The sequence below is a fragment of the Vibrio sp. JZG10 genome (assembly GCF_054064075.1).
Window position 1 is genome coordinate 1 of the sequence record NZ_JBSUGE010000006.1, and the last position, 19,718, is coordinate 19,718.

Annotated in this window: 18 protein-coding genes, 2 tRNA genes and 1 other annotated feature; of the genes, 11 read left to right on the forward strand and 9 right to left on the reverse strand. The window is 45.2% G+C overall.

Going from position 1 to position 19,718, the window contains the following annotated elements:
• From ACWYVB_RS08940 to uvrY, 5 genes are all read right to left on the reverse strand, one after another.
• Nucleotides 1-72, reverse strand: a tRNA-Gly gene (locus ACWYVB_RS08940).
• Between the two features lie 36 nt (nucleotides 73-108).
• Nucleotides 109-182, reverse strand: a tRNA-Cys gene (locus ACWYVB_RS08945).
• 464 nt (nucleotides 183-646) lie between these two features.
• Nucleotides 647-1,204 (reverse strand): CDP-diacylglycerol--glycerol-3-phosphate 3-phosphatidyltransferase, encoded by a 558-nt coding sequence (gene pgsA, locus ACWYVB_RS08950; RefSeq protein ID WP_005394805.1) that lies wholly within the window; start codon nucleotides 1,202-1,204, stop codon nucleotides 647-649.
• A 46-nt stretch (nucleotides 1,205-1,250) separates the two neighbouring features.
• Complete coding sequence (uvrC, locus tag ACWYVB_RS08955; RefSeq protein ID WP_124008300.1) at nucleotides 1,251-3,083, reverse strand: excinuclease ABC subunit UvrC; 1,833 nt, start codon at nucleotides 3,081-3,083, stop codon at nucleotides 1,251-1,253.
• A 1-nt stretch (nucleotide 3,084) separates the two neighbouring features.
• Nucleotides 3,085-3,729, reverse strand: coding sequence for a UvrY/SirA/GacA family response regulator transcription factor (gene uvrY / locus ACWYVB_RS08960; RefSeq protein WP_005386783.1), 645 nt, complete (start codon nucleotides 3,727-3,729; stop codon nucleotides 3,085-3,087).
• Nucleotides 3,730-4,156: 427 nt separating this feature from the next.
• Between uvrY and ACWYVB_RS08965 the strand changes: the two genes are divergently transcribed.
• A complete protein-coding gene (locus tag ACWYVB_RS08965; RefSeq protein ID WP_457528758.1) occupies nucleotides 4,157-6,520 on the forward strand; it encodes a DNA polymerase II in 2,364 nt (787 codons plus the stop codon).
• Here the strand turns inward: ACWYVB_RS08965 and ACWYVB_RS08970 are convergent.
• Nucleotides 6,517-7,284, reverse strand: coding sequence for a nucleotidyltransferase family protein (locus ACWYVB_RS08970; RefSeq protein ID WP_012841624.1), 768 nt, complete (start codon nucleotides 7,282-7,284; stop codon nucleotides 6,517-6,519). The genes ACWYVB_RS08965 and ACWYVB_RS08970 overlap by 4 nt on opposite strands.
• A gap of 194 nt (nucleotides 7,285-7,478) precedes the next feature.
• On the opposite strand from ACWYVB_RS08970, the gene efpL reads away from it, so the two are divergent.
• Both efpL and ACWYVB_RS08980 read left to right on the forward strand, forming a co-directional pair.
• The gene (gene efpL / locus ACWYVB_RS08975; protein WP_005376801.1) at nucleotides 7,479-8,045 is read left to right on the forward strand and encodes an elongation factor P-like protein EfpL; all 567 of its coding nucleotides are present in this window, start codon (nucleotides 7,479-7,481) and stop codon (nucleotides 8,043-8,045) included.
• A 2-nt stretch (nucleotides 8,046-8,047) separates the two neighbouring features.
• Nucleotides 8,048-8,368 carry an HI1450 family dsDNA-mimic protein gene (locus ACWYVB_RS08980; RefSeq protein ID WP_005376800.1) on the forward strand — a complete coding sequence of 107 codons (321 nt, stop codon included), beginning with the start codon at nucleotides 8,048-8,050 and terminating at the stop codon, nucleotides 8,366-8,368.
• 186 nt (nucleotides 8,369-8,554) lie between these two features.
• On the opposite strand, the gene rluB is transcribed toward ACWYVB_RS08980, so the two are convergent.
• Nucleotides 8,555-9,493: a 23S rRNA pseudouridine(2605) synthase RluB gene (rluB, locus tag ACWYVB_RS08985; protein WP_005376798.1), complete on the reverse strand. Its 939-nt coding sequence runs from the start codon at nucleotides 9,491-9,493 to the stop codon at nucleotides 8,555-8,557.
• A gap of 547 nt (nucleotides 9,494-10,040) precedes the next feature.
• Here rluB and ACWYVB_RS08990 point away from each other — a divergent pair.
• Nucleotides 10,041-10,751: a calcium-binding protein gene (locus ACWYVB_RS08990; protein ID WP_134647458.1), complete on the forward strand. Its 711-nt coding sequence runs from the start codon at nucleotides 10,041-10,043 to the stop codon at nucleotides 10,749-10,751.
• Between the two features lie 104 nt (nucleotides 10,752-10,855).
• On the opposite strand, the gene ACWYVB_RS08995 is transcribed toward ACWYVB_RS08990, so the two are convergent.
• Together ACWYVB_RS08995 and rnm are read right to left on the reverse strand one after the other, a co-directional pair.
• A complete protein-coding gene (locus ACWYVB_RS08995; protein ID WP_005376791.1) occupies nucleotides 10,856-11,476 on the reverse strand; it encodes an L-threonylcarbamoyladenylate synthase in 621 nt (206 codons plus the stop codon).
• Nucleotides 11,477-11,661: 185 nt separating this feature from the next.
• Entirely contained in the window at nucleotides 11,662-12,519 is an 858-nt protein-coding gene (rnm, locus tag ACWYVB_RS09000; protein WP_248381416.1) for an RNase RNM, read from the reverse strand.
• A 95-nt stretch (nucleotides 12,520-12,614) separates the two neighbouring features.
• On the opposite strand from rnm, the gene ACWYVB_RS09005 reads away from it, so the two are divergent.
• From ACWYVB_RS09005 to trpA, 7 genes are all read left to right on the forward strand, one after another.
• The gene (locus ACWYVB_RS09005) at nucleotides 12,615-12,740 is read left to right on the forward strand and encodes a trp operon leader peptide (RefSeq protein ID WP_005394819.1); all 126 of its coding nucleotides are present in this window, start codon (nucleotides 12,615-12,617) and stop codon (nucleotides 12,738-12,740) included.
• Nucleotides 12,687-12,790 (forward strand) — a sequence feature (Trp leader region). Its footprint overlaps the gene before it by 54 nt.
• Before the next feature lie 126 nt (nucleotides 12,791-12,916).
• On the forward strand, nucleotides 12,917-14,482 hold the full coding sequence (locus ACWYVB_RS09010; RefSeq protein WP_248381415.1) for an anthranilate synthase component 1: 1,566 nt from the start codon (nucleotides 12,917-12,919) through the stop codon (nucleotides 14,480-14,482).
• A gap of 16 nt (nucleotides 14,483-14,498) precedes the next feature.
• The gene (locus ACWYVB_RS09015) at nucleotides 14,499-15,107 is read left to right on the forward strand and encodes an aminodeoxychorismate/anthranilate synthase component II (RefSeq protein WP_248381414.1); all 609 of its coding nucleotides are present in this window, start codon (nucleotides 14,499-14,501) and stop codon (nucleotides 15,105-15,107) included.
• A gap of 36 nt (nucleotides 15,108-15,143) precedes the next feature.
• Nucleotides 15,144-16,154, forward strand: a complete 1,011-nt coding sequence (gene trpD / locus ACWYVB_RS09020) for an anthranilate phosphoribosyltransferase (protein WP_281189303.1) — start codon at nucleotides 15,144-15,146, stop codon at nucleotides 16,152-16,154.
• A gap of 13 nt (nucleotides 16,155-16,167) precedes the next feature.
• On the forward strand, nucleotides 16,168-17,607 hold the full coding sequence (gene trpCF / locus ACWYVB_RS09025) for a bifunctional indole-3-glycerol-phosphate synthase TrpC/phosphoribosylanthranilate isomerase TrpF (RefSeq protein WP_281189304.1): 1,440 nt from the start codon (nucleotides 16,168-16,170) through the stop codon (nucleotides 17,605-17,607).
• 64 nt (nucleotides 17,608-17,671) lie between these two features.
• Nucleotides 17,672-18,862 (forward strand): tryptophan synthase subunit beta, encoded by a 1,191-nt coding sequence (gene trpB / locus ACWYVB_RS09030; protein WP_258632863.1) that lies wholly within the window; start codon nucleotides 17,672-17,674, stop codon nucleotides 18,860-18,862.
• A complete protein-coding gene (trpA, locus tag ACWYVB_RS09035) occupies nucleotides 18,862-19,668 on the forward strand; it encodes a tryptophan synthase subunit alpha (protein ID WP_281189305.1) in 807 nt (268 codons plus the stop codon). The genes trpB and trpA overlap by 1 nt, the downstream gene beginning before the upstream one ends.
• Nucleotides 19,669-19,718: the final 50 nt, after the last annotated feature.

Consider the following 19,718-nt stretch of genomic DNA (forward strand, 5'->3'; position numbering starts at 1 on the left):
GCGACACACGAGGTTCGAACTCGTGACCTCAACCTTGGCAAGGTTGCGCTCTACCAACTGAGCTAGTGTCGCATTTATTCTCGAAAGCTATTCACTCTCAAAAGAAAATGGAGGCGCCTCCCGGAGTCGAACCGAGGTCCACGGATTTGCAATCCGCTGCATAGCCACTCTGCCAAGGCGCCTCATCTGTGAATAAAGCTAAGCTTTTTTCACCACCCTACTGAGCTGTGCTCTCTTGGGTACGGGATGCATTCTACGGATTCGAGCGATCGAGTCAATACTATTTTTATTTTTTTAAATCGTTTGACTAGAATTTGTGCGAAAGACGGTAGATTGCTTAGTTTTAATACTAAAAATCGCTTAAATACACTTGTTTATCATAAAACTTTGGCTACGCCTTACACTGATGGCCGTGCGTTACGTGTATTGAAGCGTTAATAATCAGGAGGCTCGCTTCTCTGAGACTCTCCAAGGGTGAAAACAAGACTTAGATCACATATGGAACTCTATCGAAGCAAAAGCCCCAGATACAAATTTCAAGCATGACCGTTAGCAAGCATTGAAAAACGTGAGAAGCAAAGAAATGCTGTAGATTATCTTAGATACAAAAAAGCAGGCTATTAAGCCTGCTTTCTAATATCAGAATTTAATGATGCTCTTCATTCAACAGATCGTCTTTCGCAGCAGCTAAATATTGAATCATTGACCAGTACGTCAAGAAAGTTGCCACATACAAGGCCGCAAAGCCTAGCCAAACCATCCATTCATCGTAACGCCATATCAACACCCATAAGGCGAACATTTGCGAAACAGTTTTTACTTTGCCAACCCAAGATACCGCAACACTCGCTCGCTTACCTATTTCAGCCATCCACTCTCGCAATGCTGAGATAATGATTTCTCGCGCGATCATCGTTACCGCAGGAATGGTCACCCAAATTGAATGATAATGTTCCGTGATTAAAATCAATGCCGTTGCCACTAGCACTTTATCAGCAACAGGATCAATAAACGCACCAAAACGAGAAGTTTGGCCAAGTTTACGGGCCAACATACCGTCAAGCCAGTCAGTAAAACCCGCTACCCAAAACACCATTGCTGCTGCAAAAGGTGCCCATGAATAAGGCAGATAAAAGACAACCACAAAAACAGGGATTAGGAACAGTCTAAGAAGAGACAGAATGTTCGGGATATTCAAACGCATTTTATTATTCTCTTACACATTGCGGCTTAATGTTGCGCGATTTTCCTTATTGTTTCAATGCTTGGAAAATAATTTCTGCTAAAGAGTGACTTATTCCCGGTACTTTGGCGATTTCTTCGACACTTGCACGTTTAAGTTCTTGTAACCCACCCATGTACTTGAGTAACGCCTGACGTCGTTTAGGGCCGATTCCCTCAATCCCTTCAAGTGCACTAGTACGTCTGGTTTTACCTCGCTTAGCACGATGCCCCGCTATAGCATGGTTATGGCTTTCATCACGAATATGTTGAATAAGGTGCAGCGCTGGAGCATCGCTTGGTAAATGAAACTCGTCCCCATCGACTGTAATCAGCGTTTCTAAGCCTGGTTTGCGAGTGACCCCTTTCGCAATACCAATCATGATGGGACGCTTTGGCCAATCACCCCAATATTGCGAAATAATATCATGCGCACGATTTAACTGGCCTTTACCACCATCGATAAAGATGATGTCGGGAATTTTCTCTACGTCCAATTGCTTCGAATAACGGCGCTCCAACGCTTGTCCCATTGCAGCGTAATCGTCACCACCGGTAATCCCAGTGATGTTATAGCGACGATACTCCTGCTTAACGGGGCCTTCATTATTGAACACCACACACGATGCAATCGTACTTTCCCCCATGGTATGGGAGATATCAAAACACTCCATTCGAGCAATAGACTCCAACTTCAATGTTTCGCGAAGCGCATGAAAACGCTGATTAATCGTCATCTTGTGATTGATTTTGGTGGTAATCGCCGTTAGTGCATTCGTGTTCGAAAGCTTGAGATACCTTGCTCGAGAGCCAGTTGGCGAGGTATGGAAATGAACCTTACGACCTGCCACTTCACTTAACGCTTTCTGTATTGGCGCAATATCTTCTGCCAACTCTTGATTCAAAATAATACGAGAAGGAATCGTGCGCGCTTCGTTATGGCTCAAATAGTATTGAGTCAGAAAACTATCGAACACTTCCTGCTGGCTTGTATTTTGTGGGATTTTCGGAAAATGGCTACGGCTACCAAGCACTTTACCTTGGCGTATCATCAGGATATGAATACACGCAATACCATTCTCCTGAGCAAACCCTAGTACATCCATATCATCCATGCTGTCTTCTGAGACGTACTGCTGCTCTTGAACACGTCTAATCGCTTGGATTTGATCGCGAAATTTAGCGGCATCTTCAAAGCGTAATTGCTGACTGGCAACTTCCATTTTCTCGATCAGTTGTTTGAGTACTTGCTGGTCTTTGCCTTGCAAAAACATGCGCACAAAGCTAACCAACTCTGCGTATTCTTCATCAGAAATGATGGTATCAACGCATGGCCCTGCACAACGGCCAATTTGGTACATCAAACATGGGCGCGTTCGGTTGGAATAGACGGTGTCTTCACACTGGCGCACAGGAAATATCTTTTGCAGCAAATGCAATGTTTCTCTTACTGCACCAGAATCTGGGTAGGGGCCAAAATATTCACCTTTGCGCTTCTTGGCGCCACGGTGGATAGAAAGCCGTGGGTGCTTATGACCGCTAATAAAGATATAAGGGTAAGACTTATCATCTCGCAGCAAAACATTGTATTTCGGTAAATACTGCTTGATGTAGTTATGCTCTAAGATGAGCGCTTCTGTCTCAGTGTGAGTCACTGTGACGTCTATTTTGGCGATATTACTGACAAGCGCGCGAGTTTTCTCACTGTCTACTTTTTTTCGAAAGTAGCTTGAAAGGCGCTTTTTTAGATCTTTGGCTTTACCTACATAGATGACAACAGCTTCGGCGTTGTACATTCTGTAAACGCCGGGCTGATGAGTTACTGTCTTGAGAAAGGAAGCCGAATCGAAGGGAGGATTCACGCTAAAGGGTCTCGGTGTCCAGCATTCCGTGGCGGATCGCTAAGTGAGTTAACTCAACGTCACCATTAATGTCCAATTTACTAAAGAGTCGGTAGCGATAGCTGTTGACTGTCTTTGGACTTAAATTAAGTTGCTCAGAAATATCCGTTACCTTTTGGCCTTTGGTGATCATAAGCATGATCTGCAATTCACGTTCGGATAAGTCTTTAAAAGGGTTCTCAGAGGCTGGAGAAAATTGACTCAATGCCATCTGCTGCGCAATCTCTGGTGAGATGTAACGCTGCCCACTATTAACTACACGAATCGCATTCACCATTTCATCAGGGCCAGCACCTTTGGTTAAATAACCAGACGCACCTGCCTGCATCACCTTGGTTGGAAACGGGTTTTCTGTATGAACGGTAAGTACGATGATTTTCACATCAGGATTCACGCGAAGAATCTTTTTAGTGGCTTCCAATCCACCAATTCCTGGCATGTTCATGTCCATTAAAACGACGTCAGCATGATTACTGCGACACCATTTTACTGCATCTTCACCGCTGTCAGCTTCTCCTGCTACGTTCATTCCACGGACGTCTTCAATAATACGTCGTATCCCTGTGCGAACCAGCTCGTGATCATCTACAAGGAAAACATTTATCAAACTTGTATCTCCACACTTTGTATTGGTTCTGCACCCACATAACCATTATTTGTTAAATGTGGATATCAGTATGACTGCCTATATACTAACGTAATCGACAAAAAATTGCTTTCTATGAATATGTGCTGAAACGCAAACTTTAGCAAGAACTTATTCATAAACCACTCTATTATTTTAGAGCGTGATGAGCAGAACCGAAATCTAAGAAAAGACAATTAACAACATTAAGTACAATAAATCAAGTAACTAGGTTTCATATTGCCCAGAGAAACACGCTATAACTTAAAATGACACTGCCCCTCTTGCACCAAAGGCTAACTTGTAATCACTAATTCCAGCAAAAATTTGAACCGCTTTCTTTACTGGTTATTTTTACAGTTCTTAATGTTAAACTAGCGTTCTTCAAGTTTTCTAAGGTTTCTCACATTTGAATATCCAACAAGGCTTTCTGCTTACTCGACAGGCACGAGACATCAAAGGTCAAACTCAAATCGAGCTGTGGCTTTCAACAGAAGCAGGTCCTACTCAGTTACTTATTAATGGTGAGAAGCCAGTATTTTTCATCGCTCAGAAACACTCAGAGCAAGCAAAAACACTCGCGCGAGAAAAAAACATACCCGTCGACATCCGCCTTTTGGATCTCAAAACGTTTGAACATACACCTCTTTCTGCATGCTATACCAACGTAACCAGAGACGCTCTCACACTTAAAGACACGTTCGCTCAAAATGATATCACCACTTACGAAAGTGATATTCGCCTCGCCGATCGCTACCTCATGGAGCGTTTTATTAAAGGCAGTATTGAGTTTACAGGCAATGTGACTCGTACCAATGGCTACCAACGCGTCCAGAACGCAAAATGCCGTGCGGGGCAATATGAGCCGAAGTTAAACGTTGTCTCGTTAGATCTAGAATGCTCTGAGAAAGGCATTCTTTACTCCATCGGGTTAGACAGCGTCATGGATTCCCGCGTTATCATGATCGGAGAACCAGAACCTTCGGATACACCGATACAATGGGTCCAGGATGAAAAGGCGCTTCTAGAAGCACTCATCGATTGGTTTAAAAAATTCGACCCCGATGTCATTGTCGGTTGGAATGTCATTGATTTTGACTTTCGTCTGTTACACAAACGAGCAGAATGGCACAACATGAAACTCATGCTTGGCAGAGCAGACCAAGCCAGTTTTTTCAGAAGCTCATCTCAAAGCCAACAAGGGTTTATTTCCATTCCCGGGCGAGTTGTAATGGACGGTATCGATACGTTAAAAACGGCGACTTATCACTTTCGGTCTTGGTCATTAGAGTCTGTATCTCAAGAACTCTTGGGGGAAGGTAAAGAAATCCACAACGTTCATGACCGTATGGATGAGATCAATCGTATGTACCGCTCCGACAAACCATCGCTGGCTAAATATAACTTACAAGACTGCGTGTTGGTGAACAAGATTTTCAATCACACTCACCTGCTCGACTTTGCAATTGAACGCTCTCGCCTCACTGGTGTAGAACTGGATCGTGTCGGTGGCTCGGTAGCGGCATTCACTAACTTATACATGCCGCAAATACACCGCGCAGGCTATGTTGCCCCGAACCTACACCCAGAAAATTGGATTGCGAGCCCCGGCGGTTACGTGATGGACTCCATCCCTAACCTATATGATTCCGTTTTAGTGTTGGACTTTAAGAGTCTATACCCATCGATTATTCGCTCTTTCTTGATTGATCCTATGGGTTTGGTTGAGGGGTTATTACTCGATATTGGTAAAGAAGATGATCAGGCAGTACCTGGCTTTCGCGGTGGTCAGTTCCATCGTACGAAACACTTTTTGCCAGAAATGATTGAAAAGCTTTGGGCGGCACGTGATGTCGCAAAAAAGAACAATGAAAAAGCTTTTTCTCAGGCAATCAAAATCATCATGAACTCCTTTTATGGCGTACTGGGCTCATCGGGATGTCGTTTCTTTGATACTCGATTAGCTTCTAGTATTACCATGCGCGGACATGAGATCATGAAGCAAACTAAAGTGCTGATTGAGGAACAAGGCTATCAAGTGATTTACGGCGATACGGATTCCACATTTGTGTCGTTGAATCGACCATACACTCAAGTAGAAGCCGACGCTGTTGGAAATCAATTAGTTGATTACATCAACTCTTGGTGGCAAGAACATCTGCGCTCTGAGTACAACCTAACATCTATGTTGGAAATTGAATATGAAACCCACTATCGCAGATTCCTTATGCCAACGATTCGTGGCGCAGAAACTGGCTCGAAAAAGCGCTATGCGGGTTTAATCGGTGAAGGAGAGCAAGAGCGGATTGTATTTAAAGGGTTAGAAAGTGCCCGTACTGACTGGACCTCGTTAGCACAGAAATTTCAAAATACACTCTATAGCATGATTTTCCATGGTGAAGACCCAAGCGACTATGTCCGAGAGATGGTTGAGAAAACTAACAACGGTGAATTTGATGAACAGTTAGTGTATCAAAAGCGACTGCGCAGAAAACTGCATGAGTATCAGAAGAACGTCCCGCCACAAGTGCGTGCAGCTCGTTTAGCGGATGAGATAAATGCCAAGCTTGGACGCCCATTACAGTATCAAAACAAAGGACGAATTGAATACATTATAACCGTGAACGGTCCTGAACCTTATGAGTACCTCAATAGCCCGATTGATTATCAACATTACATTGATAAACAACTCAAACCCGTTGCAGATGCGATTCTCCCTTTCATTGGGACGGATTTTGACAGGCTTTCAGCGCCTCAAATGGGGTTGTTTTAACCGATACGAAACTCTGTTTTCTGGTACTGTTTGACTAACCAATCACCAAACGCATCAATTAGCCCGATAACAGAACGCTTGGGAATACCCCGGCCAGAAAGTAAAATTTCTAGCCGCTCGATCTCAAGCTGCTTTTCAGGATGATAAGTTAAGAATACCTTGCCACATTGTATAGGGTCATCAAACCAACGTTTATCTCGATACATCACCAAAGAGTATGACGCTCTTAGTAACTTTTTAGCAATCACGCGCTGGGCGGCCACCTGCTCTTCTATCGTCTTCGCTTGGACGATTTTTTTGCGATACACCGTAATCCAATCTTCCACATCCATATTCCAGTGCTTAGCAATTTCCCAACTTGGGACGTAATCACCAAAACAGTCTGCTAGATCATCACCATAAACACAGACACAGCAATGCTTAAGCATAAAGCCCCAAGTGAAAATACTATCTAAATTAGCTACTTCGCTCACTAAGGCTGTACGGACCGATACACCATTAACTTGAGGGTAACTCTGCTGCGCACGCCACTTAATTGTGTTGAGCAAAGTCGCGCGATTGTGCTCAAAGGATGATTGAGTAACGACAACCAGGTCTAAGTTCGACCTCCCAGCGACCGCTGTTTTGCGAGCGACGCTACCATACACATAAACGCTGTGTAAGTTTTGCCCCAGTCCACCTTTGAGACAAGCGGTGACTTCTCTAATTAAAGGCGCAAACTCTGGTTGAAATGGTTGTTTAGGATCGATAACAGGCAGAGACATGACTTAAAACGTGATCTCAGATGGTTCAAGAAGTTGAGCTATATGTTCTCTTAGCCGACTCACTGAATCAAGTCCATTCAGGTGTTTAGTCATGGGAGTAACAGCAAGTTTCTGCAATGAATTTTAATGCTAGGCGGCTAACTTAGCGCTATAATCACCGAGTTTTGCTTAATAAGTATGAATAGGAATATACAATGCCAAAGGCAAGTGAAATCAAAAAAGGCTTCGCAATCGAGTCTAATGGTAAAACTCTTCTAGTTAAAGACATCGAAGTAACGACTCCTGGCGGTCGTGGCGGCGCTAAAATCTACAAAATGCGTTGTACAGATCTAAACACGGGCGCACGTGTAGATGAGCGTTACAAGTCTGATGACGTTGTTGAAACGGTAGAAATGAACAAACGTGCAGTTGTGTACTCATACGCTGACGGCGATGAGCACATCTTCATGGATAACGAAGACTACTCACAATACACATTCAAGCACAATGAAGTTGAAGACGACATGCTGTTCATCAACGAAGATACACAAGGTATCCACATTATCCTTGTTAACGGTGCTGCTGTGGGTATTGAACTACCATCTTCTGTTGAGCTAGTGATTGAAGAAACTGACCCTTCAATCAAAGGTGCTTCTGCATCTGCTCGTACTAAACCAGCACGCTTCGCTTCAGGTCTTGTCATCCAGGTTCCTGAGTACATTGCAACTGGTGACCGTGTTATCATTAACACAGCTGAACGTAAATACATGAGCCGAGCATAAGCATGTCTGATTTGATTTCTTACGACGACGTCATCGACGCAGCGTACGACATTTTCCTTGAGATGGCTCCAGATAATCTAGAGCCTGCTGACGTGATTCTGTTTACTGCGCAATTTGAAGATCGTGGTGCCGCAGAACTTGTTGAAACTGGTGATGACTGGGTTGAACATGTTGGCTTCGAGATCGACAAAGAAGTATATGCAGAGGTTCGTATCGGCCTAGTAAATGAGGAAAATGACGTTCTTGATGACGTATTTGCTCGTATGCTAATCAGCCGAGACCCTGAACATAAGTTCTGCCATATGCTTTGGAAACGCGATTAACGTTTCTTCATCATGATAAAAAATACCAGCCTAGTGCTGGTATTTTTTATCTGCTGTTTTTGTTTAGCTGCGATATTTTTTTATCCAAAGTACCCTTCTCTATATCGGCTTTAGATCCTTTCGCTATGTAACAGATAAGAAAAAGGCTTGCCGAATTGGCAAGCCTTTCTGATGTTTTGCTATCGATTAACGATGCTTGTTACGTGCGCCTTGGTCACCAGCAGTCTTCTTCGGCTTACGACGAGAAGGGTTGTTGCTGCGGCCTTTTGGCGTGTTAACACGCTCTTCATGGCGCTTAACTGCGCGACGAATTTTTTGGCTGCGTGCACGCTCACGTTTGCGTGACGTGTTGTCTTTGTTCAGATCAAGCATGGTTTCTTTCTCTGGACGAAGCTCTACAAGCTCACGCAAGTAGTTTACTTCTTTCAGGTCAAGCTCCATCCAACCGCCACGAGGCAGTTTCTTGTCTAAGAAAATGTCGCCGTAACGAACACGTTTCAGACGACTAACGGTACACTCTTGCGATTCCCATAGTCGACGAACTTCGCGGTTACGACCTTCGTTGATAACAACGTAAAACGTGTGGTTCATGCCTTCACCACCCGCGTAAACAACATCTTCAAAGCGAGCTAAACCGTCTTCCAGTTCAACACCTTTTACTAGATTACGAACTTTCTGTTCAGTTACTTCACCGAACACACGTACTAGATATTCACGTTCAACTTGGCGGCTTGGGTGCATTAAGCGGTTCGCCAGTTCACCATCCGTTGTGAAAAGCAGAAGACCAGAAGTGTTCGCATCCAGACGACCAACTGAAATCCAACGAGAGCCACGAATTTTTGGCAGACGATCAAAAACAGTACGACGACCTTCTGGATCGTGACGAGTACACAGTTCACCCTCGGGTTTGTAGTACGCAAGTACACGACAAATCACTTCTTCTTGAATCTTTGCAGAGACAATGTGACCATCGATACGAACTACGCTGCTCTCGTCTTCAAGTCTTTCACCAAGCTTAGCGACTACACCGTTCACGCTAACGCGACCAGATTTAATTAACGATTCAATCTCACGACGAGAACCGTGACCAGCACGTGCTAATACTTTTTGTAACTTTTCGCTCATTTATCTACCTATGTGTCGTCTTCACAGACGTCTAGACCAGGATTGGTCTGTATTTTGCTAATTACCCATTTCAGTGGGATTTTTCGGTCCGACATTATACGTAACTTTCTCAGTTAATGTAAGCTAAATCGGCGCCATTCTCCACACCCAAAATTCACTTTAGAACGTCGAAAATATTTACTCTATTCTGCAACTTTTTTCCTACTTAATACTGATATTGCCCAGCGAGAATCCCACTAATATCGGTCTTCCCGAGCCACTTTAACCGTGCAGTACCTGATAAAATTGTCAGGGTTACAACAATAACCACTTGGGGTGTGTTTACTGTTCGTATTGCTAGAAAGCAACGAAGAATAAGCCGTCCCTGTTTGCTGCTAAGTAATACCAATCATCGTGGATAAATGAGCACTCATAGCAAGACAAGAAGCATCGGTAAGTCACTATTTACTATCAAAAAATGACACTAACGTTATCGTGTATTTTAACTAGCTAGATTGGCTCTACATTTTCGGCGATTGGCATAAATCAGACAAAAAGGAATAGAACAATGTCTATGCTAAATCTAGACCTAAATTGGATTTTTGGGACATCTCAAGATGACAATATGACCGGTACAAAAGGGTCTGAAACAACCGATATTTTCTTCGGCTTCTGTGGTGATGATAAGTTCGTAGGATACGGAGGCAATGATGTCGCCTTCGGGGGCTGGGGAGACGATACCTTGCTCGGTGGCCGAGGGAACGACTTTGTTTCTGGCGGCTTTGGCAACGACTTCCTATCGGGCGGATTAGGAAATGACAAGCTCTTTGGTGGTTGTGGCGATGATACAATTTTTGATTACTCAGGCAACAACTACTTGAGTGGGGGTTGGGGTAACGACACGCTCGTCGTTGGCGATGGTGAATCAGTACTGAGCGGCGGCTGTGGAGACGACACTTTCGTGCTTACAAACCGCCTGGCTATTGGTGTACCGGATCAACCTGTATCCTCCAACGATATTGATATTAAAGCCGATATTGTCGATTTTAATATTTTTCATGACAAACTTGTCTTCGATATGGGCAGAGACACCGACAATGATGGCATTCGAGATACGTTCTTGGATTCAGCGGATGATCTGACTTTATCTTATAATGAGTGTGGCTGGGCAGTATTCTCTAGTGATGAATACAATGTCGAAGTAACATTAAACGGCGTGAGCTCTGCATACATCAACTATGCTGAACAAAATGGTATCGACATTTTCGATTTCGCTTAATCTCAATCAGCGAAGTTCGCTGAGATACTCAATAATAAGAAACTAAAATAGGAGGCGCGATGCCTCCTATTTTGTTTGACGGTGGTGTACGTCTATTAATCGAATTATTCGAATGGTGCCGGGTCACCTGATCCCAAACGCACCACAACAGGTTCACCTTCGCTAAAGTCAATGACGGTCGTAGGTTGTTCACCTAAGTAACCGCCATTAAGAATCACATCAACCGCATGTTCTAGTTTATCGCGAATATCTTCCGGATCAGACTCTGTTACGTCACTGCCAGGTAGAATCAACGACGTAGACATCATCGGTTCACCTAATGCTTCCAACAAGTCCAAGGCAATTTGATTGTCTGGAACACGGATACCGATGGTCTTACGTTTCGCGTTCATCAAACGACGCGGCACTTCTTTCGTGCCTTTGAAGATGAAGGTGTAAGGACCTGGTGTGTTGTTTTTCAGTAGTCGGAATGCAGAGTTATCCACTCGCGCATATAGAGAAAGTTCCGACAAATCACGACACAGTAATGTAAAGTTATGCTTATCATCCAGACGACGGATCTGACAGATTCGTTCCAGTGCCTGTTTGTTCTCCAACTGACAGCCAAGTGCGTACCCTGAATCGGTAGGGTACACCACAACGCCGCCGTTACGAATGATTGCTACTGCTTGATTAATCAAGCGAGCCTGTGGGTTTTCTGGGTGAACGTAAAAAAACTGGCTCATTGTAATTCCTCATTATCGAGCCTCTCGGCTCTATATTCTTATGTGGAGCTTGAATGCCGCCTTGTTGTGCTTTATCAAGTGACTTCAAGATTCAAAGTGTTGTGCAGTTCCAACGACAAGGAAAGCCACATTAATACCTAATATACACTTTCCAGTTATTTGATGCTGAAACCCACGCTTTGAGGTTACTTTGATATATCCAACGAAGGATCAATACCCCAATCTTTCCAAACTGGTTTGACGCCTGCGGGCAACCAAAGGTTCCTTCCTAGCTCCATCCAAGGGGATGGGTAGTGAAAATCACTGCCTTGAGACGCTAATAGTTTGTATTGTATAGCATAATCAGCCAAGTTGCGCCTTTCTTGTTGCGCTTGCTGTGGCTGTGCAACTTCCATCGCATCGCCGTTTGCTTCTACAAACGCTGCTAGAAGACGCTTAATCCACTTCGCTGTCAACTTATATCTTCCAGGATGCGCCAATACCGCCATCCCACCAGCCGCATGAATAGCATCAACCGCATCTTTCATCGAACACCAATTCGGTGGTACATAACCTGGGTTATTACGCGTTAGGTATTTTTTAAACACCATTTGCATGGTTTTTGCGTAACCATTATCCACCAGCCATTTCGCGAAGTGCGCTCTCGTAACAGGCGCATCACCGGCGATCTGCCTTACCTCTTCGAGCACGCCTTCCCGAGTTGCTTTTTGTAGTCGCTCTGCAATCAACTCTGACCTTGTTATGCGATACTGCTTCTGCTGCTCGATGAGGGCGGATAATTGTTCATTTTCCGGATCGATATTCAAGCCGACAATATGAATGTCTTTGTTTTGCCAGACAGTCGATATCTCAATGCCGTTGATGATTTTGATCGGCAAGTTATTGTCTTGAACGTGTTGCTTGGCTAACGCCAAACCGTCAACCGTATCGTGATCAGTGATCGCCAAAACCTCGATATCAAAACTCAGCGCCCTTTCCACTAAATCTTTAGGCTCTAACCGACCGTCCGATGCAGTGGTGTGACTATGTAAATCAATTCTCATATTTTTATCGTTTTAATGCTGTTTTGGGGTTGACTTTTTACTCTCGCACTAGTTAACTAGTACACAAATACAAAGTACGTAATTTAAGGTTCACCATGTTACAAGAATTTAACCAAAACCAAAAAGCGAAAGTTGCGGTTTGTCTTAATAAGACAAACTCATCAGATCTTGCTTGGTGGCGCACTTGGACTAGTTCTTGGTGGGCAAACGTATACTTCTAGTTTATAGAACCAAACGTTGTAAAGCCCGCTACTCAAGCGGGCTTTTTTGTTTTTTTGCTCATTTCACACTCAACTGCCTAAACATTAATCGAATATGGCTAACTCTAGATTGGGAGAACGTTTGCTTTATGCGACTATGTACGGCAGGAAGATTTAGACAGCTACAAGGAGGTCTTGTGAATAAGGCCATAGAAATCAAGAAACTTGGATGCCTAGAAGTATTAAAGACTTCGGTTCCTTACACTCAAGACCCAACACGTTTGTTCCATACCATTTGTGAGAACAAAAGAGATAGCTTGCTTCTCGAATCCGCTGAAATTGATTCGAAACAGAATCTAAAATCACTTTTAATCGTCGATTCAGCGGTGCGCATCGTTTGTTACGGCCACACTGTAAACATGCAGGCGTTAACCAACAACGGTAAAAACCTACTGTCTCACCTAAACCAGAACATCCGTGGTGACGTTGAAAGTAAGTTCGATGGCGAAACGCTGACTTTGGAGTTTAGCCAGCCATGCGACACGTTAGATGAAGATTCTCGCCTACGTAAAGCCTCTTCTTTCGATGCGCTGCGTTTGGTTCAGCATAGTTTTGATATTTCACAGCAAGACAAACACGCGATTTTCCTTGGTGGTCTGTTTGCCTACGACTTAGTCGCAAACTTCGAGCCGCTTGGTAATGCAGAAGTAACAAATCAGTGTCCAGATTACGTTTTCTACGTCGCGGAAACACTACTTGTTGTCGACCATCAAACGGAATCTTGCCAGCTTCAAGCGACGTTGTTTGTTGACGGTTCAGAGAAAACAGCGTTAGAGACTCGTATTGCAGAAATTAGCGCTCAGTGTGCAGCGCCAAAACTACTGCCAAGCGCAAAACAAATCGCTGACGTAACGGTAGAACCTAGCGTATCTGATGCAGACTTCTGCCAAACTGTTCGCGACTTAAAAGAGTTCGTAGTGAAAGGCGATGTATTCCAAGTTGTACCATCTCGCCGATTCACTCTACCTTGCCCTGCTCCACTCGCGGCTTACAAAGAACTGAAACAAAGTAATCCAAGCCCTTACATGTTCTACATGCAAGATGAGCTGTTCACTCTGTTTGGCGCATCACCAGAAAGTGCGCTTAAGTACGAAACCGACACTAACCAAATTGAAATCTACCCAATCGCAGGCACTCGTCGCCGTGGCAAGCACCCTAACGGCGAGATTGATTTCGACCTAGATAGCCGCATCGAACTTGAACTGCGCACCGACATGAAAGAAAACGCAGAACACATGATGTTGGTTGACTTGGCACGTAACGACGTCGCTCGTATTGCTCAAGCTGGCACTCGCCACGTAGCAGACCTTCTAAAAGTCGACCGCTACAGCCACGTAATGCACTTGGTATCTCGTGTGGTTGGTCAACTGCGTGAAGACCTAGACGCGTTGCACGCATACCAAGCATGTATGAACATGGGAACGCTCACTGGCGCACCAAAGATTCGTGCAATGCAGTTGATTCGCGACGTAGAAGGCGCACGACGCGGTAGTTACGGCGGTGCTGTGGGCTACCTAACTGGTGAAGGTACACTCGACACATGTATCGTAATTCGCTCAGCTTACGTTGAGAACGGCATTGCTCAAGTTCAAGCTGGTGCTGGCGTGGTGTTCGACTCTGATCCACAAGCGGAAGCAGACGAAACGCGCGGCAAAGCACAAGCGGTAATCTCTGCTATCCAAGCAGCGCATAAGTCACAATAAGGAATAGGGTTCAGAGATGGCTAATATCATTTTTATCGACAACTTTGACTCGTTCACCTACAACCTTGTGGATCAATTCCGCTCGCTAGGTCACTCAGTCAAGATTTACCGAAACAACATTCCAGCAAAAACCATTGAACAAGCAGTGAATGAGCTTGAGAACCCTGTGGTACTGCTATCGCCAGGTCCTGGTGCGCCGTCTGAAGCAGGCTCAATGCCAGAGCTAATTCAATTGCTGAAAGGCAAAGTTCCTATGATTGGTATTTGTCTTGGTCACCAAGCGATTGTTGAAGCATACGGCGGCACCGTTGCTGGCGCAGGCGAAATCATTCACGGTAAGGTCTCTATGATGGAGCACCAAAACCATGCGATTTACCAGAACCTACCATCACCACTTGCGATTGCACGTTACCATTCGCTGGTTGCGACCAAGGTTCCTGAGAGTCTAACCATCACGGCAGAAGTGGATGACTTGGTGATGTCTGTTGTACATGAAGAAGATAAAGTTTGCGGGTTCCAGTTCCACCCGGAATCTATTATGACGACCTACGGAGCAACACTGTTGGCCAATGCCATTGAATGGGCACTTGAAGAACAAACTTCAATGAACCCACTCACTGCTTAAAAAGCACTGGCACATAAGAAATTTAGGAGAGGAAATATGGACGCAATCATCAACCCTATTATTACCAAATTGTACGAGCAAGAATCGCTTACTCAGGAAGAGAGCCAACAGCTATTCGACATCATTATCCGTGGAGAACTAGACCCAATTTTAATGGCGTCAGCACTGACTGCACTAAAAATCAAAGGCGAGACACCGGATGAAATTGCGGGTGCGGCAAAAGCACTGCTGGCAAACGCAATCCCATTTCCTCGCCCAGATTACGATTTCGCAGATATCGTAGGTACCGGCGGTGACGGCCACAACACCATCAATATCTCAACCACTGCGGCGTTTGTTGCTGCAGCATGTGGTCTAAAAGTAGCAAAACACGGCAACCGCAGCGTTTCAAGCAAATCGGGTTCTTCTGACCTTCTTGATTCATTTGGTATCAACCTAGCCATGAGCGCAGAAGATACACGCAAAGCGGTCGACGATATCGGTGTTGCTTTCCTATTTGCACCTCAATACCACGGTGGTGTGCGCCATGCGATGCCTGTGCGTCAAACTATGAAAACACGAACCATCTTTAACATTCTTGGTCCGCTGATTAACCCAGCTCGTCCAAACATCGAATTGATGGGTGTTTACAGTGAAGAACTGGTTCGTCCTATCGCGGAAACCATGCTACAAATGGGTATGAAGCGCGCCGCAGTGGTACACGGAAGTGGTTTGGACGAAGTCGCGATTCATGGCGAAACAACGGTTGCAGAAATCAAAGACGGCAAGATCACAGAATACAAACTAACGCCTGCAGACTTCGGTCTAGAAGCGCACCCGTTAGAAGCAATCAAAGGTGGCGATCCTGAAGAAAACAAGGCGATCATTACCAATATCCTGACGGGTAAAGGTACAGACGCACAATTGGGTGCAGTAGCGGTGAACGTTGCTCTGCTAATGCGTCTATTCGGTAACGAAGATTTAAAAGCCAACACGCAACAAGCGATTGAGGCAATGAATTCAGGCAAGGCGTACCAATTGGTACAACAACTTGCCGCACACGCTTAAGGAATTGAAGAATATGACTGACTTCAACACTCAGCAAGCTGACAATCTGTCTGAACACGTTTCTAAGAAAGAAGCAGAAATGGCAGAAGTACTGGCAAAAATTGTCCGCGACAAATATCAGTGGGTAGCAGACCGTAAGGTATCTCAACCGCTAAGCACATTTCAGTCTGATTTGCTGCCATCGGACCGCAGCTTCTACGATGCACTGAGTGGCGAAAAGACAGCATTCATCACCGAATGTAAGAAGGCGTCTCCTTCCAAAGGTTTGATTCGTGATCACTTCGACTTGGATTACATTGCATCGGTTTACAACAACCATGCTGATGCAATTTCAGTATTAACAGACGAGAAATACTTCCAAGGTAACTTTGACTTTCTTCCTCAAGTGCGTGGTCAAGTCAAACAGCCAGTTCTGTGCAAAGACTTCATGGTAGATACCTACCAAGTTTACCTAGCACGTCATTACAGCGCTGATGCCGTGCTACTGATGCTTTCTGTCCTGAATGACGAAGAGTACAAAGCGCTAGAAGAAGCAGCACACAGCCTGAACATGGGTATCCTGACCGAAGTCAGCAACGAAGACGAGCTTCATCGTGCCGTTAAGCTAGGCGCACGCGTTATCGGCATCAATAACCGTAACCTTCGCGACCTAAGTACTGATTTGAATCGTACAAAAGAACTGGCACCGACCATTCGCGAACTGGCTCCCAACGCAACAGTAATCTCAGAATCTGGCATTTATACCCATCAACAAGTTCGTGATTTAGCGGAATACGCAGACGGCTTCTTGATTGGTAGTTCACTGATGGCAGAAGACAACCTTGAGCTTGCAGTACGCAAAGTCACGTTAGGCGAAAACAAAGTCTGTGGCTTAACGCATCCAGACGACGCAGCAAAAGCATATCAAGCTGGTGCGGTATTTGGTGGCCTGATTTTTGTCGAGAAGTCGAAGCGTGCGGTTGACCTTGAAGGTGCTCGCTTAACCATGAGCGGTGCTCCTCTGAATTATGTAGGCGTTTTCCAAAATCACGATATCGATTTCGTTGCTTCTGTCGTGACCTCTTTGGGTTTAAAAGCGGTGCAACTGCACGGTCAAGAAGACCAAGCTTACGTAAACCAACTCAAAGCCGAACTGCCAACAACAGTAGAAATTTGGAAAGCTTACGGCGTGACTGATGTCAAGCCAGAACTGCTAGCAGACAACATTGACCGCCATCTATTAGATGCGCAAGTTGGCACTCAAACCGGCGGTACCGGCCAAGTGTTCGACTGGTCACTGATCGGCAACCCAAGTCAAATTATGCTAGCGGGCGGACTGTCGCCAGAAAATGCTCAACAAGCAGCGACACTCGGTTGCTTGGGATTAGATTTAAACTCTGGTGTAGAAAGCGCACCAGGCAAAAAAGATTCACAGAAGTTGCTCGCGGCCTTCACCGCCATTCGCAACTACTAAAGCTGGATATCAGCTAAAAAATTTAAAGCTATTCGTAGCGAAAAATACGAGAAGGAATATAACGATGGCAAAACTGAATGCCTACTTTGGCGAATACGGCGGTCAGTACGTTCCGCAAATTCTAGTTCCAGCACTGGAGCAACTAGAGCAAGCGTTTATCAACGCGCAAGAAGATCCAGAATTCCGCAGCGAATTCATGACACTTCTTCAAGAGTATGCGGGCCGTCCAACGGCTTTGACTCTAACTCGTAACCTAACCAAAGGTACGAAAACCAAACTGTACCTAAAACGTGAAGACCTGCTTCACGGTGGCGCCCACAAGACCAACCAAGTGTTAGGTCAAGCTCTGCTTGCGAAACGCATGGGTAAAAACGAAATCATCGCTGAAACTGGCGCAGGTCAACACGGTGTTGCAACCGCACTAGCGTGTGCACTACTTGGCCTTAAGTGTCGCGTTTACATGGGAGCAAAAGACGTTGAGCGTCAAAGCCCGAACGTATTCCGTATGAAGCTAATGGGCGCAGAAGTCATTCCGGTTCACTCAGGTTCAGCGACACTTAAAGACGCATGTAACGAAGCGCTGCGCGACTGGTCTGCAACTTATGAAGATGCGCACTACCTACTAGGTACAGCAGCTGGTCCTCACCCATTCCCAACCATCGTGCGTGATTTCCAACGAATGATCGGTGAAGAAACTAAGAATCAGATTTTGGCACGTGAAGGTCGTCTTCCTGATGCAGTTATCGCGTGTGTGGGCGGCGGTTCAAACGCGATTGGTATGTTTGCTGACTTCATCGAAGAAGAAAGCGTTCGCCTCATTGGGGTTGAGCCAGCAGGTAAAGGTATCGATACAGACCAACACGGTGCACCACTTAAACATGGCAAAACGGGCATCTTCTTTGGTATGAAGGCGCCATTGATGCAAGATCCTAACGGCCAAGTTGAGGAGTCTTACTCTGTATCTGCGGGTCTTGATTTCCCTTCTGTAGGACCACAGCACGCGCACCTAAATGCAATTGGCCGTGCGGAATACGACAACGTAACGGACGACGAAGCGCTCGAGGCATTCCAAGAACTGGCTCGCAGCGAAGGGATCATCCCAGCTCTAGAGTCTTCTCACGCTCTAGCTCATGCATTGCGCATGGCTCGTGAGAATCCTGAGAAAGAACAACTATTGGTCGTAAACCTATCTGGTCGTGGTGACAAAGACATCTTCACCGTACACGCCATCCTAGAAGAAAAAGGAGTGATTTAATGAGCCGTTATGAGAAGATGTTTGCGCGTCTAAACGAAAAAAGCCAAGGCGCATTTGTACCGTTCGTAACGGTTTGCGATCCAAACGCAGAACACTCTTACAAGATCATGGAAACCCTCGTTGAGTCTGGTGCAGACGCCCTTGAACTTGGTATTCCATTTTCAGATCCGCTTGCAGATGGCCCAACCATCCAAGGCGCTAACATTCGTGCGCTGGATTCAGGCGCTACACCAGATATCTGCTTTGAACAAATTGGTAAGATTCGTGCTAAATACCCAGATCTGCCTATTGGCCTTCTGATGTACGCGAACCTAGTTTACTCACGCGGTGTCGAAAACTTCTACGAGCGCTGTGCAAAAGCAGGCATCGATTCTGTTTTGATTGCAGACGTACCAACCAATGAAAGTGCAGAGTTTGTTGCAGCAGCAGAGAAGTTTGGTATTCACCCAATCTTCATCGCACCGCCAACGGCAAGTGACGAAACACTGAAGCAAGTATCAGAACTGGGTGGTGGCTACACTTACTTGCTTTCTCGTGCTGGCGTGACAGGCGCAGAGACAAAAGCAAATATGCCAGTTGGTCACATGTTAGATAGATTAAACCAGTTCGATGCACCACCAGCGCTGCTTGGCTTCGGTATTTCTGAACCAGCACAGGTGAAACAAGCAATAGAGTCTGGCGCAGCAGGGGCCATCTCCGGCTCAGCTGTGGTGAAAATCATTGAAGAGAATGTCGAGCAGCCACAAATTATGCTCGATAAACTTGGTGATTTTGTGTCAGCGATGAAAGCTGCCACTCAGAAATAATTTCCATTTGATGTAACGCTATAGCGCCCGCTTAACATTCTGTTTAGCGG